The following is a 23,666-nucleotide window of genomic DNA, read 5'->3' on the forward strand; positions in this document are numbered from 1 at the left end:
TGAAGGAGATCACAGAATGAACGGAAAGCTGAAAATTCAGGAGATCGCTCGCCAAACCGGGCTGTCGATCAGCACCGTTTCCCGCGTGCTGGCGGGCAAGGCCAACACCAGCGCCGAGGCGCGCCGCAAGGTGCTGGACTGTGCGCAGCAAAACGGCATTCTGCAGGGCATTTCCAGCGGCCGACTGATGCTGAACAACGTGATGGTGTTCGCGCCGCAGCGCGCGTTCGACGTGCGCACCGACATCTTCTACTACAAGGTCATTCAGGGTATCGCCGCCGCGCTGATGGAGCACGAGGTGCGCATCCGCTACTGCGGGCTGGAAGAGCAACACAGCGACGGCGCGCTGTTTCTGGAAAAGATGAGCGACCCGCACACCGAAGCGGCGCTGATCATCGGCATCGACGACGAGCATATCCACACCCTGGCCGCCGATCTGCACAAGCCCTGCGTGCTGATCAACTGCAGCGATCGGCAGATGCGGCTGGACAGCGTCTCACCGGATCATCAGCTGATCGGCGACTATTCCGCCAGCTACCTGTTTCAGCAGGGGCACAGCCATATCCTCAATCTGCAATGCCTGCGCCGCCACACCATGGAGCTGCGGCTGGCGGGCATCCGCCAGGCCTACGCCCGGCATCATTTGCCGTTCGACGACGGCCGCCATCTGATCACCACCTCCGGCTTCGGCGGCGAAGAGGCCGAGCAGGCGCTGACCACCTATCTCGACGGCATCCACGGCCACTCCCCGCTGCCGACGGCGATCCTGGCCGGCGGCGACTACATGGCGGTCGGGGCGGTCAAAGCGCTCAACAAGCGGGGGCTGAGCGTGCCGGGCGACGTCTCGGTGATGAGTACCGACGGCTTCAACCTGGCGGAAATCCACGATGTGCCGCTGACCTCGGTGCAGGTGCCGCGCGATGAGCTGGGTTACGAGGCGATCCAGCTGCTGCAACGGCGCATGCTGCGCGCCGACGCGCCGCCGTGCAATCTGCTGCTGCACGGCCGGCTGGCGGTGCGCGCCTCGGTGCGGCGCATCAGCCCGCACAAGACCGCGCCGGCGGTGAGCACGCATGACCACAGGCTTTATGACGAGTAGGCTACACTTAGGCACAGTGCATTCATTCGATGAGGTAAAATTTTTGCCTAAGGAGAGCCACTATGCCAGCCCAGCGCATGCGTTCCGTCATTCCTCCCTACATGCTGCGCCGCATCATTGAACACGGCAACGCCCCGCAGCGCGACTGTGCGCTGCACACGCTGAACCACGTGCAAAGCCTGCTCGGCAACAAGCCGCTGCGTTCGCCGACCGAGAAAAACGCCCGAGCCGGTGAAGCGCTCCGCGATATCTACGACGCCCAGAACGGCACCCAGCTGCCCGGCAAACAGGTGCGCAAAGAGGGCCAGCCCAGCAACCACGATGTGGCGGTGGACGAAGCCTACGACTATCTCGGCGTCACCTACGATTTCTTCTGGCAGGCCTATCGCCGCAATTCACTGGATAACCAGGGGCTGCCGCTGGTCGGCAGCGTACACTACGGCAAGGAGTACCAGAACGCCTTCTGGAACGGCCAGCAGATGGTGTTCGGCGACGGCGACGGCGAGATCTTCAACCGTTTCACCATCGCCATCGACGTGGTCGGCCACGAGCTGGCGCACGGCGTGACCGAGAGCGAAGCCGGGTTGATCTACTATCAGCAGTCCGGGGCGCTCAACGAGTCGTTGTCCGACGTATTCGGTTCGTTGGTCAAGCAGTTCCACCTGCAGCAAACCGCCGATAAAGCCGACTGGCTGATCGGCGCCGGGCTGCTCGCCGAGGGCATCAAAGGCCAAGGGCTGCGCTCGATGTCGGCACCCGGCACCGCCTACGACGATCCGCTGCTGGGCAAAGACCCGCAGCCCGCCAGCATGAAGGATTATATCCAGACCAAGGAAGACAACGGCGGCGTGCACCTCAACTCCGGTATCCCCAACCGCGCCTTCTACCTGGCGGCGACGGCGCTGGGCGGCTTCGCCTGGGAGAAAGCCGGTTACGTCTGGTATGACACGGTGTGCGACAAAGCGCTGCCGCAAAACGCCGACTTCGCCACCTTCGCCCGCACCACGGTGAAACATGCGCTAGCGCGTTTCGACCAGAGCGTGGCGGACAAGGTGCAGCAAGCCTGGCATCAGGTGGGGGTGGAATAATGAAACCGCTGCCGACGCTCAATCAGGATACGGTCATTGAGCTGGCGCGCGAGGGAGGCTTCGCCTACATTCCCAAACTGGCGGGCCAGCGCCGCATCGCGCTGGCCGATATCACGCCGGAGCAGCGGCAGCGCCTGAATCAGTTGCTGAACCAGACGCTGCCCTATGCGCAGGAAGAAGGCCAGCCCAGCTCCCCCGGCTGCGGCGACCAGCGCTACTACCGCGTGCAAATCAACTACACCAGCCCCACCCTGAGCACTGAGATCGTGCTGTTAATCCCGGAAAGCAGCGCGCCGCAGGCGCTGGTGGATCTGTGGAAAACCGGCCAGGTGGATGAGTGAGGGCTTACAGCGGCTGATAGCTGAAATTCACCCGTTTTTTGGAGATCAGCCCGTGCCCGTTCTGGCACAGGTAATCCACCGCCCCGCAGGCTTTCAATTCTTGCAGCGGCTGCCCGCACGCCGGGCAGCTCGCCAGCTGCCGATAATCGCGCTGGCAGGCTTCACAATGGTAGTGACCCGCTACCCACTTCATGGTCTGACGGCAGTGCGGACAGTGCGCTTCCATAACGACTCCAGGTTAAATCGCGCCCCATGAGCGCAAGAAATAAATCCCCAACGCGGTGGTGAAGAACGAACCGACGGTGGTGATGGCGATAATGTTGGCCGCCAGCGTGGCGTTGCCGCCCATGGCGCGCGTCATCACATAGCTGCCCGACGCGGTCGGCGTGGCGGAAAACAGGAAGATAATGCCCAGCGCCGCCCCCTGAAACCCGCACAGCCAGCCGGCCAGCGTCATCAGGCACGGCACCAGAAACAGCTTGGCCGCCGACGACAGCGCAGCCACGTTGGACGAACGGAACATGGCGCGAAAATCCAGGCTGGCGCCGGTGCACAGCAGCGCCAGCGGCAGCGACAGCGCAGAGATATAGCTGCCGGTCTGGCGGATCACGGTCGGGATGCCCAGCCCGGTTTGCGCGTACAGCAGCCCGCACACCAGGCCGATGATCAGCGGGTTGGTAACGATGCTGCGCAGCAAAGACAGGTGGCTGATTTTCTTGCCCTGCCCGCCCTGCAGGCTGCGCGTTAGGGTGATGACCGACAGTATGTTGAACAGGATCACCGTCACCGTCAGGTACAGCGAAGCGAGCGCAATGCCTTCGCTGCCGTAGGCGGTCATGGCGTAGGCCAGGCCAACGATGGCGGTATTGGCGCGGAAACCTCCCTGCACGAACACCCCGCGCTCACGCGGTTCTTTCACCAGCCACTTGGCGGCCAGCTCCAGGAGCAGGAAGGTCGCCAGCGTGCCGACCGCGCCGAACAGCACCAGCGGCAGGTTGCCGAGCAGCTGCGGGTGGTTGGTGGCGATGCTGAAAAACAGCAGGCATGGCAGCGCCAGATTGAACACCAGGCGGGTCGCGCCGTCGACGAAGCGGTCATCCATCAGGCGCCAATGGCGCAGCAGGATCCCCAGCAGCATCATCAACAGATTCGGCACGGTGACGTTAAACGCAAAACTCCAGGTTTCCCAGGACATGGTGTTCCTTCAGGCAGGCGAGGTAATCTTCAGATAATAAAACGATTTCGGGCCAATAAAAAAGGGGCGCGGCATCACTGCCGCGCCCCTCATGAGCGATTACTTGCTCTTTTTCAGGTGGCTCATCAGGCGCTTGCGTTTACGCATCTGGGTCGGCGTCAGCAGGTTGCGTTTGCCGGCGAACGGGTTGTCGCCCTCTTTGAACTGGATGCGGATCGGCGTCCCCATCACGTTCAGCGAGCGGCGGAAGTAGTTCATCAGGTAGCGTTTGTACGAATCGGCCAGATCGCTGACCTGGTTGCCGTGGATCACCACGATCGGCGGGTTGTAACCGCCGGCGTGAGCGTATTTCAGCTTCACGCGGCGGCCGCGCACCAACGGTGGCTGGTGATCGTCAACCGCCATCTGCATGATTTTGGTCAGCATCGAGGTGTTTACGCGGCGGGTTGCGCACTCGTAGGCTTCCTGTACCGATTCGAACAGGTTGCCGACGCCGCTGCCGTGCAGAGCGGAAATGAAGTGCACGCGCGCGAAGTCGACGAAGCCCAGACGCAGGTCGAGCATCTCTTTCACGTGCTCGCGATCTTCTTCGCTCATGCCGTCCCACTTGTTGACCGCAATCACCAGTGAGCGCCCACTATTGAGGATAAAGCCGAGCAGCGAGAGATCCTGATCGGAGATGCCTTCACGCGCGTCGATCACCAGCAGCACCACGTTGGCGTCTTCAATCGCCTGCAGGGTCTTGATCACCGAGAACTTCTCGACGGTTTCAGTCACCTTGCCGCGTTTACGCACCCCGGCAGTGTCGATCAGCACGTATTCGCGTTCGTCGCGCACCATTGGAATGTAGATGCTGTCGCGTGTGGTGCCCGGCATGTCATACACCACCACGCGCTCCTCGCCGAGGATGCGGTTAGTGAGCGTAGACTTACCGACGTTCGGGCGACCGACAATCGCCAGCTTGATCGGCAGATCCTGCGGGTTGAACGCTTCTTCCGGCTCTTCGTCTTCTTCGCCTTCCAGCGTTTCGCCGTTTTGCTCGGCCCAGTAAGCGGCGTTGGCCTCTTCCTCGGTCAGCTCGACGTCTTCCGGTTTTTCCGGCACAAACGGCACCAGCACGTGTTCGATCAGTTGGGTCACGCCACGGCCGTGGGAAGCGGCGATAGCGAACACTTCACCCAGACCGAGCGAGTAGAAATCGGCGGTGGCGGTGTCAGGATCCAGGCCGTCGGTCTTGTTGGCCACCAGGAAGGTCGCCTTCTGGCGGCTGCGCAGGTGCTGGGCGATGCCCTGATCCGCCGGCATCAGGCCGGCGCGGGCGTCGACCATGAACAGCACGATGTCCGCCTCTTCGATCGCCAGCAGCGACTGACCGGCCATGCGCGTTTCAACGCCGTCTTCGGTGCCGTCGATACCGCCGGTATCGACGATGATGAATTCATTGCCTTCGATTTCAGCACGACCATACTTGCGGTCACGCGTCAGCCCCGGGAAATCCGCCACCAGCGCATCGCGCGTATGGGTTAAACGGTTGAACAAGGTGGATTTACCCACATTCGGGCGCCCGACCAGCGCGACGACAGGTATCATTGTTGAAGCCTCATTACTTAATAATCAATGCGTTACTGCACTGTGGATAGACACCAGCGGTACAGCTTATAAAAATACGAAACGGCCCCTGAACATTCAGGAGCCGTTTTCAAGCCTTGCGACGAGCGGCGTTAGCGGGTGAAAGCGTAAACTTTCCCGCCGCGAGCCTGGATGATCAGCTTGTCGCCGGCCACCATCGGCGCAGACAGGAAGCCGGAGCTGTCCACTTCCTGCTGGGCGACAAAACGGCCATCGGTGGTGTTGATCCAGTGCAGATAGCCTTCGGCGTCACCGGTCACCAGATAACCATTATACATCACCGGCGGCGTCAGGTTGCGGTGCAGCAGATCGCTCTGCGTCCACACGGTCACGCCGCCTTCGGTGCTGAGCGCGACTACGCGATCGTTCTGGTCGATCAGGTAGATGCGGCCCGCGTCGACGATGAAATCGTTCACCGAACCCAGCTCGCGTTTCCAGATAATCTGGCCGGAACGCAGATCCAGCGCCGTCAGGTTGCCGTTGTAACCCAGCGCGTAGACCACGCCGTCAACGATCACCGGCGTGGTGTCCACGTCGTTCAGGCGATCGATTTCGGTCGCGCCGCTCGGCTGAGAAATACGCTGTTGCCAGATCAGTTGTCCCTGCTGCATCAGCACGGCGCTGACGCGGCCGTTGTCACCGCCGACGATGGCGGCGCCAAAGGCGACGGCCGGCGCGGATTCACCGCGCAGCGACAGCGAAGGCATGTCCAGGTTAACCGTCCATTTCACCGCGCCGTCGGCTTCGTTCAACGCCTGCAGCATGCCGTTGGAGGTGTGCACCAACACCATGCCGTCGCTGACAACCGGACGGGAGATCGCTTCGCCGGCCACTTTGGTCTGCCAGGCGATGGCGCCGTCGGCGGTGTTCAATGCGTAAACCACCGCTTTTTCGCTGCCGACGTAAACCTTGTCACCCGCGACCGTCAGGCCGCCCGACAGCAGCGCAGACAGGTTACTGGAGAAGAAGCCGGTCTTCTCGGAGAGATTGACCTTCCACTTCTCGTTGCCGCTGTCGGCGTCCATCGCTTTCACGATGCCGAAGCGATCGGCGGCGTAAATGGTGCTGTCCTGATAGGCCGGACGCAGGTGGGAGTAATACTCACCGATGCCGTCGCCCACCGAGGTGCTCCACGCCTTGCTCGGCGTAAACTGATTTTCAACTTTCGGCAACGGCGACATGGTAACCACGTCTTCTTCGCTGTTAAACAGCGAGCAACCACTCAGCAAGGCAGCGGAAACCAGTCCGACCAAGAGTGTTTTACGCAATTGCATGGGAATTCCCCTTAGCTGGACAAGTTATTCAATTTCATGCGCAGCAGAACCTGCAGCGCCTGAGAAGCGTTGGACTCAATGCCTTTGCTGTAAGCTTCGCGCGCGCCCTTGGCGTCGCCCTTGGCCAGCAGCACATCGCCGCGCACATCCTGCATCATCGCCGCCCAGCCTTCGCCTTTCACGCCATCCAGCGTTTTCAGCGCTTCATCCAGCTTTTTCTCCTGCAGCTGGACGCGCGCCAGACGCAGGTCGATCATCGCCAACAGGTTGTCGTCTTTGGTCTGGCCCTGCGCCAGCGCCAATTGCTGTTCCGCCTTGGCGAAATCATTCTGTTCGACAAAGTGCTTGGCCAACTGCAGCGCGGCCAATACGCCGTAGCTGTTGCCGTTAGCCTGGACAAATTTCTCCGCGGCAGCCACGTCATCCGGCTTGCCGGCCGCCAGACGATCGCTGGCTTCCTGATAGGATTGCGACGCAGCCATCATGTTGGAGTTTTCATGGCTCTGCCAGTAACGCCAGCCAACCAGGGCACCAATTCCGAGCACCACGCCCACCGCCAGCGCTTTGCCGTTCTCGGCAAAGAACCGACGCAGTGCGTCGACTTGTTCGTTTTCAGTGGTATAGACTTCCACGGTGTCCTTCTCCTTAACCTAACATCAAAGCCAGACGCGCAGCGACTTCGCTTTGCGCCAGCGTTTCTTGTTCACCACTGCGCAGGTCTTTCACCACCACCTGCTGCGCCGCCACTTCGCTCTCACCCAGGATCAGCGCGATGCGCGCGCCCCATTTGTCCGCACGGGTGATCTGCTTCTTGAAGTTGCCGCCGCCGTAATTGGTCATCAGCTTCAGCTGCGGCGCCGCGTCGCGCACCTGTTCAGCCAGCTGCATCGCCGCGCTCTGGGTGCCCGCGCCGGAAGAGATGACGTACACGTCGATAGCCGACGGCGCCTTGAATTCCGGGTTAACCGCCTGCACCAGCAACACCAGGCGCTCCAGGCCCATGGCGAAACCGACCGCCGGGGTGGCGCGGCCGCCCAGTTGCTCGACCAGGCCGTCGTAACGGCCGCCCGCGCAGACGGTGCCCTGCGCGCCCAGGCTGGTGGTTACCCACTCAAACACGGTGCGGTTGTAGTAATCCAGACCGCGCACCAGGCGCTCGTTAACGGTATATGGGATACCTGCCTGCGCCAAAAGTTCACACAGACCGGCGAAGTGAGCACGGGATTCTTCATCCAGGTACTCGGACAGGCGCGGCGCGTCGTTCAACAGCGCCTGCACCTCAGGATTCTTGGAGTCCAGCACGCGCAGCGGGTTGCTGTACATGCGGCGTTTGCAGTCTTCGTCCAGCACCTCGACGTGCTGCTCCAGGAACGCCACCAACGCGTCGCGGTAGTTGGCGCGCGCCTCCAGCGAACCGATGGAGTTCAACTCCAGCTTGACGTGCTCGGCGATGCCCAGCGCTTTCCACCAGCGGGCGGTCAGCAGGATCAGCTCGGCGTCGACGTCCGGGCCTTGCAGGCCGAACACTTCCGCGCCCAGCTGATGGAACTGACGGTAACGACCCTTCTGCGGGCGCTCGTAGCGGAACATCGGGCCGATGTACCACAGACGCTGTTCCTGATTGTACAGCAGACCATGTTCGATGCCGGCGCGCACGCAGCCGGCCGTCCCTTCCGGACGCAGCGTCAGGCTTTCGCCGTTGCGGTCTTCGAAGGTATACATCTCTTTTTCCACGACGTCGGTCACTTCACCGATCGCGCGTTTGAATAACGGGGTCTGCTCTACAATCGGCAACCGGATTTCGCTGTAACCGTAGCTGCCCAGCACCTGCTTGAGGGTGCCTTCAATACGCTGCCATAATGCCGTTTCTTCCGGCAGGTAGTCGTTCATGCCGCGAATGGCTTGAATGTTCTTTGCCACGTGAGTTCTCTGTCCGTTGTCTGTAAAAATGAACCTGATTATAGGGACTTTGCCGCCCGGTATTCAACGCGGATGCGGTTTTCTGCCCTTCAGGTTCATAAACAAGCGGGCCAACAGGCCCGCCGTGTAGCGATAACGCTTATTTTTCCAGCAGATTGACCGTGATGCGGTTGCTTTCGTCCATCATCGCGGCCTTGGCGCGAATTTTCGCTTCCAGCTGGTCGATCATCTGTTCGTTGTCGAAACGCTCTTTCTGGCGCACGCCGTCTTCATAGAAGCCGCTCTTCTTGTGGCCGCCGGTCACGCCCATGGTGGACACCAGCGCTTCGCCCGGGCCGTTCACCACGCAGCCGATGATCGAAACGTCCATCGGCGTGATGATATCCTCCAGGCGCTGCTCCAGCGCGTTCACCGTGCCGATCACGTCGAATTCCTGACGCGAACAGGTCGGGCAGGCGATAAAGTTGATACCGCGCGCGCGGATGCGCAGCGACTTCAGGATATCGAAACCGACCTTCACTTCTTCGACCGGATCCGCCGCCAGCGAGATGCGCAGGGTGTCGCCGATGCCTTCAGACAGCAGCATGCCCAGGCCGATGGCCGATTTGACCGACCCACTGCGCGCGCCGCCGGCTTCGGTGATGCCCAGATGCAGCGGCTGATCGATGCGCGAGGCCAGCAGGCGGTAGGATTGCACCGCCAGGAACACGTCCGACGCCTTGACGCTGACCTTGAACTGGTCGAAGTTGAGGCGATCGAGGATGTCCACGTGGCGCATGGCGGATTCCAGCAGCGCTTCCGGCGTAGGTTCGCCGTACTTTTCCTGCAGGTCTTTCTCCAGAGAGCCGCCGTTGACGCCGATGCGAATCGGGATGTTCTTGTCGCGGGCGCAGTCCACCACCGAGCGAATGCGCGATTCGTTGCCGATGTTGCCCGGGTTGATGCGCAGGCAGTCTACGCCGTATTCGGCAACCTGCAGCGCGATGCGATAATCGAAGTGGATATCGGCGACCAGCGGCACGTTGACCTGCTGCTTGATCAGCTTGAATGCCTCGGCGGCGTCCATGGTAGGAACCGAAACGCGGACGATGTCGACGCCCACGCGCTCCAGCGCTTTGATCTGATTAACCGTTGCTTCAACATCGGTGGTACGGGTGTTGGTCATCGACTGCACGGCAATCGGCGCGCCATCACCAATAGGCACCTTGCCGACGTAAATGCGTGTAGATTTTCGACGGTTGATGGGCGCTTGGTTATGCATTACTTACTCTCCATTGCTGCTCTGACATCACGACCGGTGCCGCGCGATTACTGCGCGGCGACGGTCAGGCGAGCAACACGGTTTGACTTAACGAACCGGCTTAAATCAACCGGCTTACCCTGATACTGGATCTGTACTGCCGCCGGCGCGCCGATGGTCAGTTTATACGGCGCAGTGCCGGCCAGGTTCAGCTTGCCACCCTGCTTCTGGGTGCCGCTGAACAGCGTCTTACCGCTCGCGTCGGTCACCTGCAGCCAGCAGTCGGCAGAGAAATCCATCACCAGCGCATTCGGATCGGCCACCGGCGCAGCCACGCCCGCATCGGCGGTCGGCAACGGCGCCTGTGCCGCCGGCGCGGTTTCCGGCAGGGTGGTCTGGCTTGGCGACACCACGGCAGGCTGCTGCTGAGCCGCGCTCGGCGCCTGGGCGGTCGCCGCCGGCGCCTGAGCCGCTGCGCCAGTATCGGCCGGCGCGGCGCTGTTGTCGGTCAACGGCACGTTGGTGCCGGCATCGGCATTGCCGTCGGTCAGCGGCACGGACTGCCCTTCGTTATTCTGCGAAAGCTGCGCGGAGGACTGATCGGCCATGGTGGCGATCTCTTCCTGCTGGGCCTTGTGGTTTTGCCACCACCAGGCGCCGGTCAGGCCGATCACCACGAACACGATAAGCCAGGTGAAGCTCATCAGCCAGCCGTCGCGTTTCTTGCGGCGTTTGCCCAGCGAGAAGCTTTGCATCGGCGCCACTTTCGCCATCTTCAACGGCGCCTGCTTGGCCAGCATCGGCAGCAGTTCGTCTTCCGGCAAATGCACCAGCTTGGCGTAGGAACGGATGTAGCCGCGCACGAAAGTGGACGCGAGGTCAGCGGACACGCTGTCTTCCTCGATATCGCGCACGGTGGACATTTTGAGACACAGGCGTTCTGCAACGGTCTGTTGGCTCAGCCCGAGTTGCTCACGGGCCTGACGCAGGCGCTGGCCCGTCGTCATGGATACGGTTTTATCTTGGGAGGCTTCAGTATTCATTAGCTAAGAACTGCTGGTACTGTTTGGATTGTGGAAAACTTCGCGCTAGCTGCTTGCCATAGCGTTGAACGCTATCCTGACGGCCGGCTAACGCGGCGAAACGAATCTGTAACCATAAGCTGCTGGCGCTGGCCGGCAGAACATGCTGATAAACATCCAATAAAAGTTGCGACTGGGCGCGCTTCCCTTCTCCAAATTGCTTTTCGGCCTCCGCCAACAGCGGAGTGCCTTTGTCCGGATCGACTTTCAGCGCGCGGCTCAACAGCGTGCGCGCCTCATCGTTTTGTCCGGCCTTGAGAAAACAGTAACCTGCGTTTTCCAGGCTGTCGGCGACCTGGCCATAATCGGGCGCCAGCGCCGCTGCGCTAAACTGCTGTTGCGCCGGTACATACTGCCCTAAACTGCAAAGAAACGCACCGTAATTATTCAATACGGTGCCATTGCCCGGCGCAAGTTTGAGCGCTTGCCGATAACGCTGTTCGGCCGCGGCATTTTCACCGATCCGCTGCTCATAGAGCGCCATGCCCAACTGCGTGCGGTAATCCTGCGGGGCCGCGTCCAGCGCCTTTTCCAGGTTCTGGCGCGCGGCGTCCATGTCGCCTTGCTGCAGGTACTCCAGGCCCAGCTGCAACCGCGTTTGGCCCGCCTCAGAGACTTGTGCTTCCTTTTCCGGCGCTGAACCGGAACACCCGGCCAACAACCCGGCCGCCAGCCACACACCCCACAGTTTCAGCTTCATGCCCGCATTCATTTCCTTATCGGCCGTCAGCTAACGCCCGCCAGCGACACGCTTTCGCATAACAGGCTGTTAGATAACAAAAAATGGTGCTATAGGATTCAGACCGCCCGTACGTTGATAGGTTCCCCGGCCATTTTCTTCTTCAGGGTACGCTTGGTACGGTCGATCACTTCACCCGCCAGTTGCCCGCAGGCGGCGTCGATATCGTCACCACGGGTTTTACGAACAATAGTCGTAAAGCCGTATTCCATCAACACCTTGGAGAAACGATCCACCCGGCTGTTGGAGCTGCGGCCGTAAGGGGCGCCCGGGAACGGGTTCCATGGGATCAGGTTGATCTTGCACGGCGTGTCTTTCAGCACTTCCGCCAGCTGATGCGCATCGTCGGTGCTGTCGTTGATATGATCCAGCATCACGTACTCGACGGTCACGCGGCCCTGGTTGGCGTTGGATTTCTCCAAATAGCGACGCACCGCGGACAGGAAGGTCTCGATGTTGTACTTGCGGTTGATCGGCACGATCTCATCGCGGATGGTGTCGTTCGGCGCGTGCAGCGAGATCGCCAGCGCCACGTCGATCATGTCGCCCAGCTTGTCCAGCGCCGGCACCACGCCGGAGGTAGACAGGGTCACGCGGCGTTTGGACAGGCCAAAGCCGAAGTCGTCCAGCATGATTTCCATCGCCGGCACCACGTTGTTCAGGTTGAGCAGCGGCTCGCCCATCCCCATCATTACCACGTTGGTGATCGGGCGTTGGCCGGTCACCTTCAGCGCGCCGATGATTTTCGCCGCGCGCCACACCTGGCCGATGATTTCCGACACGCGCAGGTTGCGGTTGAAGCCCTGCTGCGCCGTCGAACAGAATTTGCACTCCAGCGCGCAGCCTACCTGCGAGGAGACGCACAGCGTCGCGCGGTCGGCTTCCGGGATATACACGGTTTCGACCTGCTGATCGCCGACTTTAATCGCCCACTTGATGGTGCCGTCGGCCGAGCGCTGTTCCTCCGCCACTTCCGGCGCGCGGATTTCCGCCACGCGTTGCAGCTTGCCGCGCAGGACTTTGTTGATGTCGGTCATCTGCTCGAAATCGTCGCAGCAGTAGTGGTAAATCCACTTCATCACCTGATCGGCGCGGAACGGTTTCTCGCCCATTTCGGCGAAGAACTCGCGCATTTGCTGGCGGTTCAGGTCCAGCAGGTTGATTTTGGCCGCAGCCGGTTGCTCCACGTTAACGGAGGGGGTAGTCAGCGAATTATTTTCAGACACGGTGTGCTCGGACGTGATGGGTTCTAACATAATGATCTCTGGCCTCGTTATTACACGTTATGGCGCTAAAGAATGGACAGTAAGTTGTGCATTTCAGCCCGCATGATTCGGGTGGCGGCACTAAAAACACGCCCCTGACAAGTCGTCTTATCAGGGGCGCGGCATTGTACAAATTTTAGTAGCGGGTGGCTACGGCTGAAAGGCATTCAGGGCATTTTTATTGTTTCAGCCGGTGAATGCCTGGCTATCAGCAACGGCACGATTAACGTGCGCAGATTTCGCTTTCGTTGAAGAAGTAAGCGATTTCGCGCTGTGCGGATTCAACGGAATCGGAACCGTGAACGGCGTTAGCGGTGAAGCTGTCCGCGTAGTCGGCACGCAGGGTACCAGCCAGCGCGTTGTCCGGGTTGGTTGCGCCCATGATGTCGCGGTTGCGCTGCACGGCGTTTTCAGATTCCAGAACCTGCACCATGATTGGGCCGGAGGTCATGAACTCAACCAGACCGTCGAAGAATGGGCGGCCTTTGTGCTCAGCGTAGAAGCCTTCAGCTTGCTCGCGAGTCAGACGCAGCATTTTAGCGGCGATGATTTTGAAACCGGCGCGCTCGAAACGAGCGTAGATAGCGCCGATGTCGTTGTTGGCTACAGCGTTTGGTTTAACGATGGAAAAGGTACGTTCTACGGTCATGATGGCCTCTGTATGACTTCCAAAACAGGCCGGTCTGCAATGTTGCCGGCCTTCTCAAGTGGCGCAGATTATATGTGCGCCGTTAACGCTTGCCTACGGGAAAATCAACATTTCATTAAAAAAATATGATCTTCATGATTCATATTTGATCACGCGGCGGCGCTACTGGGTCTTGTCGGTAGACGGGATCAAATTGCGCAGCCAGCTGCCCCAGCGGCGCTGATAAAACGGCTGCGTATGGGAGATAAGATAGTGGCTGATGCCGCGCTCGTTCTCCGACACCAGGCAGAAATCCACCGGTTCGTCGTTCGGCGCCGTTTCGCTGGCGACGCTGCCGGCCTCGTTGATCAACGCCTCGATCTCCGCCGGCTCGGCGTCCACTTCCAGCCCGATCAGCAGATTCGGCTTCTCGTCCGCCGCCTGATCGTGCATCAGCGCCAGAAACGCGCGGCGCACCGGCTTGCGCTGGCTGAACAGCGTGGTCAACGCATCCACCATCGCCGACGGGTACTCTTCGGGCTGCCCCAGCAGGATTTGGGTCTCTTTATCGACGTAATGCTCCACCGGTTTGACGACGCCGCCGGTCGCCAGCAGCATCGCCACCTCTTCCGGGTAGAACTCCTTGCCGTACTCCGCCTTCGGATTGAGGAACAGATCCGCGCCCTGGGTGATTTCGAACAGCACCCGCGCCGGCATGGCGATGAACGGCTGTTCGTCCTCAACGGCTTTCTGCAGCGCTTCCAGCGAGGTGAAGAACGGAATGATGCTGCCGCCGTCCTGCTTCTCCCAATGCTGGATATTGACCGGCGTATCCGCGTTCAGCGCGATGTCGCCGTCCTGCTGCACCTGCTCGCTGTCGCCGAGGATCAGCACCGTGGCGTCGAGCAGTTCACGGAAGAACGCCGGGCGGTGGGCCGGCTCCGTCACCGCCAGCTTCAGCAGGCGTTCAAGTTCGTTTTCGCTCGGGGCGGCATCGTGATGATGGGCACTCATGGCAAACTCCAGGGATCAAATAGCGAGGCCCAGCATGCTGGGCCCCGAAGATAATGCGCATTCTAGCGCCCGACGCGGCGGGCGTTCAATTATTTGGCTTTGCTCAGCAGCAGGTTGGCCAGGGTACGCACGCCCAAACCGGTCGCGCCGGCCGACCACTGATCCACCGCGCCTTTGCGGTAGGTGGCGGAACAGTCGATGTGCAGCCAGCCTTGCTGGTAATTCTTGACGAAGTGCGACAGGAAGGCCGCCGCGGTGCTGGCGCCGGCGGTGTAGGCCGGGCCGGCCACGTTGTTCAGCTCGGCGAAGTTGGACGGCAGCTGGCTGCGGTGGAACTCGGCCAGCGGCAGACGCCAGAACGGCTCTTGCTCGGCGGTGGCGCTGTTCAGCAGCTCCTGCGCCAGCGCGTCGTCGAAGCTGAACAGCGCATGGTAGTCGTTGCCGACCGCGGTTTTGGCGGCGCCGGTCAGGGTGGCGCAGTCGATAATCAGCTGCGGGTTCTGCTCAGAAGCGTCGATCAGGCCGTCGGCCAGCACCAGGCGCCCTTCCGCATCGGTGTTCATCACCTCAACGGTTTTGCCGTTGCGGTAGCGAATGATGTCGCCCAGTTTGAAAGCGTTGCCGCTGACCATGTTGTCGGCGCAGCACAGGTACAGCTTCACACGCTGCTTCAGGCCGCGCGCCGCCGCCAGCGCCAGGGCGCCGGTGATGGTGGCCGCACCGCCCATGTCAGCCTTCATCGAGTCCATAAAGGCGCTCTGTTTCAGGCTATAACCGCCGGTATCGAAGGTGATGCCCTTGCCGACCAGGCAGGCGAACACCGGTGCGTCCGGATTACCGGTCGGGTTGAAGTCGAGCGCCAGCAGCACCGGTGGGCGCTCGGAGCCGCGGCCGACGGTGTGGATGCCGGCATAGTTCTGCTCGCGCAGATCTTCGCCCTTGGTGATGCGGTAGCTGACGGCATCGCAGCCGACGTCGCACATCAGATCGACGGCGCGGGTCGCCAGTTGCTCCGGCCCCAGCTCTTCCGCCGGCATGTTGATGGTGTCACGCACCCAGTCAACGATCTTCAGGCGCTTATCCAGCTCCTGACGTGCGGCTTCCGGCAGCTCGGCCCATTCGACGTTGCGCTGCCCTTTCGGCCCGCGGTAGCCCTGCCAAAACGCCCAGCTGTTTTCCAAGTCCCAACCGTCGCCGGCCAGCTTGACGTTTTTGATGCCCTGACCGTCAATTTTGCGGCCCGCGCGCTGGATCGCGCCCAGCTTGTCGGTGCCGGTCAGGTGAATGGTCATCCCTTCGCCGTTGGTGCTGAGCAGCGCTTTTTCGCCCCAACGGGCGTCGGCAGGTTGTTGCGACAGCGTGACCTGCATGAATTCTGTTGTCATAGCCTTCTTACTCCGGATGTTCCCTTTATTATTTCATTAGGGCTTTATTGCATACCCTATGGATTTCAAATTGCAGCTAGGCGCCCAGCGATCTCATCCCCAGGAGCTTACTCAGGTAAGTGACTGGGGTAAGACAAATCTGCCGGGAGCAGATTTGAACGCTGCTCGCAGCGGCCCCTTGGGGCGTGGCCCACGGATGGGCCACGTAACTACGTGCAGGTAACAACGCTGCGGTTTGAAAGACGACGGGTATGTCGGATACAAAATAAACGGGCCGCCCATGGCAGCCCGTTACGCTATTTACTCCGCTTCATCTAACCAGACCAGCAGGATCGCTTCCAGTATTTTTTCGTTGGAAGCCTGCGGATCGTCGTCGAACTCTTCCAGATCGCAGATCCACTGATGCATGTCGGTAAAACGCACGGTTTTCGGATCGGTGTCCGGGTATTGGTCGTACAGGGCTTCGCCGATTTCTCGGCTGTCGGTCCACTTCAGTCCCATTATGATCTCCGGGTTGGCGCTGCGGCTAACAATTAATGCTCACGCGCGTGGTTGACGGTGTAGCGCGGCATTTCGACCACCAGATCTTCGTCGGCGACCAGCGCCTGGCAGCTCAGGCGGCTTTCCGGCTCCAGCCCCCAGGCCTTGTCCAGCATGTCGTCTTCCAGCTCGCTGCTCTCTTCCAGCGAATCGAAGCCTTCACGCACGATGCAGTGGCAGGTGGTGCAGGCGCAGGATTTCTCGCAGGCGTGCTCGATTTCAATGCCGTTGCGCAGCGCAACGTTGAGGATCGACTCCCCTTTTTCAGCTTCCAGAACCGCCCCTTCCGGGCAAAGATCTTGATGGGGCAGGAAAACAATTTTAGGCATGGTTAAACCTCATCCACAGAATGGCCAGCCAGCGCGCGGCGAATGGAAGCGTCCATGCGGCGCGCGGCAAAATCTTGCGTTTGTGCATCTAATGTTTTGATGGCGTCTTCGATAGCGGCGGGATCTTCACCCTGCACCGCCTGCTGCAACGCCTGGGTCGCGGCGGCGATCGCCTGGCTTTCCGCCTCGCTCAGCAGCGCGGCGTCGCTGGCCAGCGCGCCCTGCAGGCTTTCCAGCACCCGCGCGGCTTCCACGCGTTGCTCCGCCAGCTTGCGCGCGCCCACGTCGCTTTGCGCGTTGGCCATCGAATCCTTGATCATGCCGGCGATTTCGCTGTCCGACAGGCCGTAAGACGGTTTCACCTGGATCGAAGCTTCGACGCCGGTGGATTTCTCCATCGCGGTGACGCTAAGCAGACCGTCGGCATCCACCTGGAAGGTGACGCGAATGTGCGCGCCCCCGGCAGGCAGCGGCGGCAGGCCGCGCAGCGTGAAACGCGCCAGCGAACGGCAGTCCTGCACCAGCTCGCGCTCGCCCTGCAGCACGTGGATCATCATCGCGCTCTGGCCGTCTTTAAAGGTGGTGAATTCCTGCGCGCGCGCCACCGGAATGGTGGTGTTGCGCGGGATCACTTTCTCCACCAGACCGCCCATGGTTTCGAGGCCCAGCGACAGCGGGATCACGTCCAGCAGCAGCATGTCGCTGTCCGGCTTGTTGCCCACCAGAATGTCGGCCTGGATCGCGGCGCCGATGGCGACCACTTTATCCGGATCGATCGACGTCAGCGGCGTGCGGCCGAAGAAGGCGCCCACCTGCTCACGCACCAGCGGCACGCGGGTGGAACCGCCGACCATCACCGCTTCCAGCACCTCGTCGGCGGCGACGCCGGCGTCTTTCAGCGCGCGGCGGCAGGCCATCAGCGTGCGTTTCACCAGCGGGGCGATCAGCGCTTCGAACTGGGCGCGGGTCACCTCGCCCTGCCAGCCGGCCACCTCGACGCGCACGCTGTCGGCATCGCTCAACGCGATTTTAGCGGCGATGGCGGCGTCCAGCAGCTGGCGCTGCACGCCGTGGTCGCTGCGATCGGCCACGCCGGCCTGCTCGCGCAGCCAGTCGGCCAGCAGGTGATCGAAGTCGTCGCCGCCCAGCGCGGAATCGCCGCCCGTGGCCAGCACTTCGAACACGCCGCGGCTGAGGCGCAGAATGGAGATATCAAAGGTGCCGCCGCCCAGATCGTAAACCGCGATCACCCCTTCCTGGCCGGAGTCCAGCCCGTAGGCGATCGCCGCCGCGGTCGGTTCGTTCAGCAGGCGCAGGACATGCAGGCCGGCCAGACGCGCCGCGTCTTTGGTGCCCTGGCGCTGCGCGTCGTCGAAGTAGGCGGGAACGGTGATCACCACGCCATCCAGCTCCCCTTCCAGCGCCGCTTGCGCGCGCGCGGACAGGGCCCGCAGGATATCGGCGGAGACGCCGACCGGGTTAACCGGGCCGCCGGCGGTGACGATCAGCGGCAGGCCGTTGTCGCTGGCCTGGAATTGATACGGCAGGTTCGGGTAACGTTGCTGCACGTCCGCCAACGAGCGGCCCATCATGCGCTTGATGGAGCTGACGGTATTGGCCGGATCCTGCGCCGCCTGTTGGCGCGCCTCCCAGCCGACGCGCTGCGCATCCGCCTGATAATGCACCACCGAAGGCAGCAAATGGCGGCCCTGTTCGTCGGCCAGCGTTTCCGCTTGCCCGCTGCGCACCGTGGCGACCAGCGAGTTGGTGGTGCCTAAGTCGATGCCGGCGGCCAGACGTCGCTGGTGCGGCGCGGCGCTGAGGCCAGGCTCACTAATTTGTAATAAGGCCATGTTGAAGCTTCCACAATCAGAATCAGAAGGTGTTACTCAAAACCCAGCAGTTTTTCTTCGAGTTGTTCAACCTGTTGCTGGAGTTTGTCCAAAAAGCGCAGCTTGCGCACGGTGTCGGCGGCGTCCGCCCACAGCTCGCCGTCCAGCTGCTGCAGCATCAGCGCGCTGCGCTGTTTGATGGAGACAGCCAGCCGCGCGCCGAAATCGGCCAGCAGGCTTTCCGCCTCCGGCTTGCGCTCAATGGCGTCGAGCTCTTCGCGCAGCTCCAGCTGTTCCATCAGGAACGCGGTGTCGCGCATCGTATGCTGTTCGTTGCCCAGCTCGAAGCCGTGCAAAGATAGCATATACTCCGCGCGTTTTAACGGGTGCTTCAGCGACTGGTAGGCTTCGTTGATGGTCGCCGCCTGCTGCAACGCCATCAGGCGTTCGCGCTCCGGCTGGTTGGCGAAACGATCGGGGTGAAATTGGCGCTGCAGATCCTGGAAGCGGGACGCAAGCAGGCTGCCGTCCACGGTGTAGCGAACTGGCAGCCCGAATAAAGTAAAGTAATCCATAGCGTGCTCTGGGCGTTAGCGGATGAAGTTCCCCCGCCGAAACGGGGGAGCACGATGGACTGTCAGACGTTGAAACTCTCGCCGCAGCCGCATTCGCTTGAGACGTTCGGGTTGTTGAACTTGAAGCCTTCGTTCAGGCCTTCCTTAACGAAATCAAGCTCGGTGCCGTCAAGGTAAACCAGGCTCTTGCCGTCGATGATCACCTTGATGCCTTTGTCTTCAAACACGATGTCGTCATCGTTGGCTTCGTCAACAAATTCCAGCACGTAGGCCATTCCGGAGCAGCCGGAAGTTCGCACTCCCAGACGCAGGCCGAGACCCTTGCCGCGGTTCGTCAAAAACGCCTGAACACGCTGCGCAGCGCTGTCGCTCATGGTAATAGACATCACAACCTCACACTTCAAATCAAAGCCCGGCGTGGCCGGGCCGACTCAGACAAATTACTCGGCGCTATGCTTGCTCTTATAGTCGGCAATCGCTGCTTTGATGGCGTCTTCAGCCAGGATCGAGCAGTGAATTTTGACCGGCGGCAATTCCAGCTCTTCGGCGATCTGGGTGTTTTTGATCGCTTCAGCCTGATCGAGCGACTTGCCCTTCATCCATTCGGTCACCAGCGAGCTGGAGGCGATGGCGGAACCGCAGCCGTAAGTTTTAAAGCGCGCGTCTTCGATGATGCCTTCATCGTTAACCTTGATTTGCAGCTTCATGACGTCGCCGCAAGCCGGTGCCCCTACCATGCCGCTACCGACGGTAGGATCTTCGTTGTCAAAGGAACCCACGTTGCGCGGGTTTTCATAATGATCGATTACTTTTTCGCTGTAAGCCATGACCTTGCTCCTGAAACCTGAGAATTAATGATGCGCCCATTCGATGCTGTTGATGTCCACGCCCTGCTTGAACATCTCCCACAGTGGAGACAGATCGCGCAGACGGCCGATGGATTTACGCACCAGTTGAATGGTGTAGTCGATCTCTTCTTCCGTGGTGAAACGCCCCAGGGAGAAACGGATCGAGCTGTGCGCCAATTCATCGCTCATGCCCAGCGCGCGCAGCACGTAGGACGGCTCGAGGCTGGCGGAGGTACAGGCTGAACCGGAAGAAACGGCCAGGTCTTTCAGCGCCATGATCAGCGATTCGCCTTCAACGTAGTTGAAGCTGACGTTCAGGATGTTCGGTGCGCCGTGCTCCAGATCGCCGTTCAGATACACTTCTTCCATATCTTTCACGCCGTTCCACAGACGATCGCGCAGGGTGCGCAGACGCGCCATCTCTTCGGTCATCTCTTCTTTGGCGATGCGGTAAGCTTCGCCCATGCCGACGATCTGGTGGACAGGCAGGGTGCCGGAACGCATGCCGCGCTCGTGACCGCCGCCGTGTACCTGCGCTTCGATGCGGATGCGCGGCTTGCGGCGCACGTACAGCGCGCCGATGCCTTTCGGGCCATAGATTTTGTGGCCGGAGAACGACATCAGATCGACTTTCAGCTTGCTCAGATCGATAGGCAGTTTGCCCACGCTCTGGGTGGCGTCAACGTGGTAGATGATACCGCGCGCGCGGCACATTTCGCCGATCGCTTCGATGTCCTGCACCACGCCGATTTCGTTATTGACGTGCATGATGGAGACCAGAATGGTGTCATCGCGCAGCGCCGCTTCGAGATCCTGCAGGCTGATGATGCCGTTGCTCTGCGGCGCCAGATAGGTCACTTCGAACCCTTCGCGCTCCAGCTGACGGCAGGTGTCCAGCACGGCTTTGTGTTCGGTTTTGCTGGTGATGATGTGCTTGCCTTTTTTCTGGTAGAAATTGGCAGCGCCTTTGATCGCCAGGTTGTCGGATTCGGTCGCCCCGGAGGTGAAGACGATTTCGCGCGGGTCGGCGCCCACCAGTTCGGCGATTTGGTTACGGGCGATGTCTACCGCCTCTTCCGCCTGCCAACCGAAACGGTGGGAACGGGAAGCCGGGTTGCCGAAAGTGCCGTCCAGGGTCAAAAACTGCATCATCTTCTCAGCAACGCGCGGGTCAACCGGCGTCGTTGCTGAGTAATCCAGATAAATCGGTAATTTCATTGCTCTTGTGCTCCGTACATCACTTCCAAAAACTAAAATAATTTCGCCAGCTGCTTATGCGCGCAGATTAACGTTGATAGTTTCTTGCGGACGACCGTTGGCCGTGCGGCGCGTATCGTTGTTTTGACGATCCGCCACCACCAGCACTTCCTGGTTGTTGACCAGTTCTGCCAGCGTAATGTTGTTCAGGAACCCGCTGATGCGCTCGCTCAGATCGCGCCACAGGGCGTGGGTCAAGCAGCGATCGCCGCCCTGACAGCCTTCTTTGCCCTGGCACCGGGTTGCATCTACCGATTCATCGACGGCAGTGATGACAGCGCCAACGGCGATCTCACCCGCGTCTTTACCCAGCAGATAACCACCGCCCGGGCCGCGCACGCTGGCCACCAGGCCATTCTTGCGCAGACGGGAGAATAATTGTTCCAGATAAGAGAGCGAAATACCCTGGCGTTCGGAAATGTCCGCCAGTGGCACCGGCCCTTCCTGGGAATGCAGCGCTACGTCGAGCATAGCGGTTACGGCATAACGGCCTTTGGATGTCAGTCTCATAGCTCAATGGTTACCTGTTGGTCAAATATGGCCGAAAGTCTGACATTCCTGAGTAAAACAGTCAACTATTTAACCTAGTAATTGACTCAAGTATTAGCACGTTTTGAACTTAGCAAGAACAAAGGTATATAAAATACATGTTATAACCTTTGGATAACTAATACTATTGTCACCCGCCGCTATGCCACATCAATTAATTACCTTGATGTTTATCCTGTTTCTCGATCGACGTCAGCATGCCGCGCAGGATATTCAGCTCCTGCCCTTCCGGGCGCGCGCGGGTGAACAGCCGACGCAGGCGGCTCATCACCTGGCCCGGATGGGACGGGCGAATAAAGCCGGTGCGCTGCAGCGTCTGCTCCAGGTGCTGATAGAAACGCTCGAGGTCATCCACCAGCGGGTACGGCGTCTCTTCCAGCTGCGGCGCGCCCGCCTGTTGGCGATCGAGGTAAGCCACGCGCACTTCATACGCCAGGATCTGCACCGCCATCGCCAGGTTCAGCGAGCTGTAGTCCGGGTTGGCCGGAATGGCGACGTGGTAGTGGCACTTCTGCAATTCATCGTTGGTCAGCCCGACGCGTTCGCGGCCGAACACCAGCGCCACCGGCGCGTGTTCGCCCTCGTGCACCGCGCGCACGCCGCATTCACGCGGCTCCAGCATCGGCCACGGCAAGGTGCGAGAACGGGCGCTGGTGCCCACCACCAGGCTACAGCCGGCGATGGCGTCATCGAGGGTGTCGACGATAGTGGCGTTGCCGATCACGTCACTGGCGCCGGCGGCCAGGGCGATGGCCTGAGAATCGGGTTTGATCAGCGGATTAACCAGATAAAGGTTGGTTAAACCCATGGTTTTCATGGCTCTGGCGGTCGAGCCCATGTTGCCGGTATGTGAAGTCTCTACCAGAACAATGCGGATATTGTGCAGCATACAAACTCTGAGCGTGGCGGAAAATCGCAGCATCTTAACACAGCCGTAGGCAATTTGCCGAACAGCTGCTATACTTCGCGCCGTTTCCTGTTCTTTAACATCCTAGTTGGAAGATACCCATGCATCCGATGCTGACTATCGCCGTGCGCGCTGCGCGCAAGGCCGGTAACCTGATTGCCAAAAACTACGAAACCCCGGACGCTGTAGAAGCGAGCCAGAAAGGGACCAATGACTTCGTCACCAACGTCGATCGCGATGCAGAGCATCTGATCATCGACGTCATCCGCAAGTCTTATCCGCAACACAGTATCGTGAGCGAAGAACGCGGTGAGCTGATCGGCGAAGATCGCGATGTGCAATGGGTGATCGATCCACTGGATGGCACTGCAAACTTCATCAAACGTTTCCCTCATTTCTCCGTTTCCATCGCCGTACGCATCAAAGGCCGTACTGAAGTGGCCGTGGTTTACGATCCGATGCGCAACGAACTGTTCACCGCCACTCGCGGCCAGGGCGCACAGCTCAACGGCTACCGCCTGCGCGGCACCAACGCCAAAGATCTGGATGGCACCATCCTGGCGACCGGCTTCCCGTTCAAGGTCAAACAGCACGCAACGCCTTACATCAACATCGTCGGCAAGCTGTTCACCCAGTGCGCAGACTTCCGCCGCACCGGTTCCGCGGCGCTGGATCTGGCCTATGTGGCCGCCGGCCGCGTAGACGGTTTCTTCGAAATCGGCCTGAAGCCGTGGGACTTCGCCGCGGGCGAACTGCTGGTGCGTGAAGCCGGCGGCCTGGTGACCGACTTCGTCGGCGGCCACAACCACTTCAGCTCCGGCAACGTGGTGGCAGGCAACCCGCGCGTAGTGAAAGCCATGCTGGCCACCATGCGTGAAGAACTGAGCGAAGCGCTGAAGCGTTAATCGCCAGAAGCGAATCGAAAAAAGC

At 60.6% G+C, this 23,666-nt stretch carries 26 protein-coding genes; 4 read left to right on the forward strand and 22 right to left on the reverse strand.

Going from position 1 to position 23,666, the window contains the following annotated elements:
• Positions 1-16 precede the first annotated feature (16 nt).
• The 3 genes from SSARUM_RS17955 (at position 17) to SSARUM_RS17965 (ending at position 2,528) form a co-directional block, all read left to right on the forward strand.
• Positions 17-1,099, forward strand: a complete 1,083-nt coding sequence (locus tag SSARUM_RS17955; protein ID WP_033654276.1) for a LacI family DNA-binding transcriptional regulator — start codon at positions 17-19, stop codon at positions 1,097-1,099.
• A 62-nt stretch (positions 1,100-1,161) separates the two neighbouring features.
• A complete protein-coding gene (locus SSARUM_RS17960) occupies positions 1,162-2,187 on the forward strand; it encodes a M4 family metallopeptidase (protein ID WP_060430480.1) in 1,026 nt (341 codons plus the stop codon).
• Positions 2,187-2,528 (forward strand): protealysin inhibitor emfourin, encoded by a 342-nt coding sequence (locus SSARUM_RS17965; protein WP_033648911.1) that lies wholly within the window; start codon positions 2,187-2,189, stop codon positions 2,526-2,528. Before SSARUM_RS17960 ends, SSARUM_RS17965 begins: the two co-directional genes overlap by 1 nt.
• A gap of 4 nt (positions 2,529-2,532) precedes the next feature.
• On the opposite strand, the gene SSARUM_RS17970 is transcribed toward SSARUM_RS17965, so the two are convergent.
• The 22 genes from SSARUM_RS17970 to trmJ all read right to left on the reverse strand — a co-directional run bounded on the left by SSARUM_RS17970 (position 2,533) and on the right by trmJ (position 22,718).
• Positions 2,533-2,754, reverse strand: a complete 222-nt coding sequence (locus SSARUM_RS17970) for a zinc ribbon domain-containing protein (RefSeq protein ID WP_033654277.1) — start codon at positions 2,752-2,754, stop codon at positions 2,533-2,535.
• A gap of 12 nt (positions 2,755-2,766) precedes the next feature.
• Positions 2,767-3,723: an AEC family transporter gene (locus SSARUM_RS17975; protein WP_033648913.1), complete on the reverse strand. Its 957-nt coding sequence runs from the start codon at positions 3,721-3,723 to the stop codon at positions 2,767-2,769.
• 99 nt (positions 3,724-3,822) lie between these two features.
• A complete protein-coding gene (gene der, locus SSARUM_RS17980; RefSeq protein ID WP_004941442.1) occupies positions 3,823-5,313 on the reverse strand; it encodes a ribosome biogenesis GTPase Der in 1,491 nt (496 codons plus the stop codon).
• A 131-nt stretch (positions 5,314-5,444) separates the two neighbouring features.
• Positions 5,445-6,626, reverse strand: coding sequence for an outer membrane protein assembly factor BamB (bamB, locus tag SSARUM_RS17985; protein WP_033635590.1), 1,182 nt, complete (start codon positions 6,624-6,626; stop codon positions 5,445-5,447).
• Positions 6,627-6,637: 11 nt separating this feature from the next.
• Positions 6,638-7,258: a YfgM family protein gene (locus SSARUM_RS17990; RefSeq protein ID WP_033635592.1), complete on the reverse strand. Its 621-nt coding sequence runs from the start codon at positions 7,256-7,258 to the stop codon at positions 6,638-6,640.
• A gap of 13 nt (positions 7,259-7,271) precedes the next feature.
• Positions 7,272-8,546 (reverse strand): histidine--tRNA ligase, encoded by a 1,275-nt coding sequence (hisS, locus tag SSARUM_RS17995; protein WP_033635593.1) that lies wholly within the window; start codon positions 8,544-8,546, stop codon positions 7,272-7,274.
• 139 nt (positions 8,547-8,685) lie between these two features.
• The gene (ispG, locus tag SSARUM_RS18000; RefSeq protein WP_016929756.1) at positions 8,686-9,807 is read right to left on the reverse strand and encodes a flavodoxin-dependent (E)-4-hydroxy-3-methylbut-2-enyl-diphosphate synthase; all 1,122 of its coding nucleotides are present in this window, start codon (positions 9,805-9,807) and stop codon (positions 8,686-8,688) included.
• A gap of 47 nt (positions 9,808-9,854) precedes the next feature.
• Positions 9,855-10,829, reverse strand: a complete 975-nt coding sequence (gene rodZ / locus SSARUM_RS18005) for a cytoskeleton protein RodZ (protein ID WP_039568532.1) — start codon at positions 10,827-10,829, stop codon at positions 9,855-9,857.
• On the reverse strand, positions 10,819-11,568 hold the full coding sequence (gene pilW, locus SSARUM_RS18010) for a type IV pilus biogenesis/stability protein PilW (protein ID WP_039568691.1): 750 nt from the start codon (positions 11,566-11,568) through the stop codon (positions 10,819-10,821). Before pilW ends, rodZ begins: the two co-directional genes overlap by 11 nt.
• 98 nt (positions 11,569-11,666) lie before the next feature.
• A complete protein-coding gene (rlmN, locus tag SSARUM_RS18015; protein WP_004941426.1) occupies positions 11,667-12,863 on the reverse strand; it encodes a dual-specificity RNA methyltransferase RlmN in 1,197 nt (398 codons plus the stop codon).
• A 232-nt stretch (positions 12,864-13,095) separates the two neighbouring features.
• Complete coding sequence (ndk, locus tag SSARUM_RS18020; RefSeq protein ID WP_004941424.1) at positions 13,096-13,521, reverse strand: nucleoside-diphosphate kinase; 426 nt, start codon at positions 13,519-13,521, stop codon at positions 13,096-13,098.
• Positions 13,522-13,683: 162 nt separating this feature from the next.
• On the reverse strand, positions 13,684-14,514 hold the full coding sequence (gene sseB, locus SSARUM_RS18025; RefSeq protein WP_033635596.1) for an enhanced serine sensitivity protein SseB: 831 nt from the start codon (positions 14,512-14,514) through the stop codon (positions 13,684-13,686).
• An 89-nt stretch (positions 14,515-14,603) separates the two neighbouring features.
• Complete coding sequence (gene pepB, locus SSARUM_RS18030) at positions 14,604-15,899, reverse strand: aminopeptidase PepB (RefSeq protein WP_047570920.1); 1,296 nt, start codon at positions 15,897-15,899, stop codon at positions 14,604-14,606.
• A gap of 300 nt (positions 15,900-16,199) precedes the next feature.
• On the reverse strand, positions 16,200-16,400 hold the full coding sequence (iscX, locus tag SSARUM_RS18035) for a Fe-S cluster assembly protein IscX (protein WP_006327336.1): 201 nt from the start codon (positions 16,398-16,400) through the stop codon (positions 16,200-16,202).
• Between the two features lie 32 nt (positions 16,401-16,432).
• Complete coding sequence (gene fdx / locus SSARUM_RS18040) at positions 16,433-16,768, reverse strand: ISC system 2Fe-2S type ferredoxin (protein ID WP_004941417.1); 336 nt, start codon at positions 16,766-16,768, stop codon at positions 16,433-16,435.
• Between the two features lie 2 nt (positions 16,769-16,770).
• The gene (gene hscA, locus SSARUM_RS18045; RefSeq protein WP_033648918.1) at positions 16,771-18,621 is read right to left on the reverse strand and encodes a Fe-S protein assembly chaperone HscA; all 1,851 of its coding nucleotides are present in this window, start codon (positions 18,619-18,621) and stop codon (positions 16,771-16,773) included.
• Positions 18,622-18,653: 32 nt separating this feature from the next.
• Positions 18,654-19,175 carry a co-chaperone HscB gene (gene hscB / locus SSARUM_RS18050; protein ID WP_033648919.1) on the reverse strand — a complete coding sequence of 174 codons (522 nt, stop codon included), beginning with the start codon at positions 19,173-19,175 and terminating at the stop codon, positions 18,654-18,656.
• 62 nt (positions 19,176-19,237) lie between these two features.
• Positions 19,238-19,561: an iron-sulfur cluster assembly protein IscA gene (gene iscA / locus SSARUM_RS18055; RefSeq protein ID WP_004941410.1), complete on the reverse strand. Its 324-nt coding sequence runs from the start codon at positions 19,559-19,561 to the stop codon at positions 19,238-19,240.
• 54 nt (positions 19,562-19,615) lie between these two features.
• Positions 19,616-20,002, reverse strand: coding sequence for a Fe-S cluster assembly scaffold IscU (iscU, locus tag SSARUM_RS18060; protein ID WP_033635600.1), 387 nt, complete (start codon positions 20,000-20,002; stop codon positions 19,616-19,618).
• A gap of 24 nt (positions 20,003-20,026) precedes the next feature.
• A complete protein-coding gene (iscS, locus tag SSARUM_RS18065) occupies positions 20,027-21,241 on the reverse strand; it encodes a cysteine desulfurase (RefSeq protein ID WP_016929764.1) in 1,215 nt (404 codons plus the stop codon).
• A 54-nt stretch (positions 21,242-21,295) separates the two neighbouring features.
• Complete coding sequence (gene iscR, locus SSARUM_RS18070; protein ID WP_004941404.1) at positions 21,296-21,790, reverse strand: Fe-S cluster assembly transcriptional regulator IscR; 495 nt, start codon at positions 21,788-21,790, stop codon at positions 21,296-21,298.
• 193 nt (positions 21,791-21,983) lie between these two features.
• Positions 21,984-22,718: a tRNA (cytosine(32)/uridine(32)-2'-O)-methyltransferase TrmJ gene (trmJ, locus tag SSARUM_RS18075; RefSeq protein ID WP_025303916.1), complete on the reverse strand. Its 735-nt coding sequence runs from the start codon at positions 22,716-22,718 to the stop codon at positions 21,984-21,986.
• A gap of 119 nt (positions 22,719-22,837) precedes the next feature.
• On the opposite strand from trmJ, the gene suhB reads away from it, so the two are divergent.
• Complete coding sequence (gene suhB / locus SSARUM_RS18080; protein WP_004941400.1) at positions 22,838-23,641, forward strand: inositol-1-monophosphatase; 804 nt, start codon at positions 22,838-22,840, stop codon at positions 23,639-23,641.
• Positions 23,642-23,666: the final 25 nt, after the last annotated feature.

The sequence above is a fragment of the Serratia sarumanii genome (assembly GCF_029962605.1).
Classification (GTDB): domain Bacteria; phylum Pseudomonadota; class Gammaproteobacteria; order Enterobacterales; family Enterobacteriaceae; genus Serratia; species Serratia sarumanii.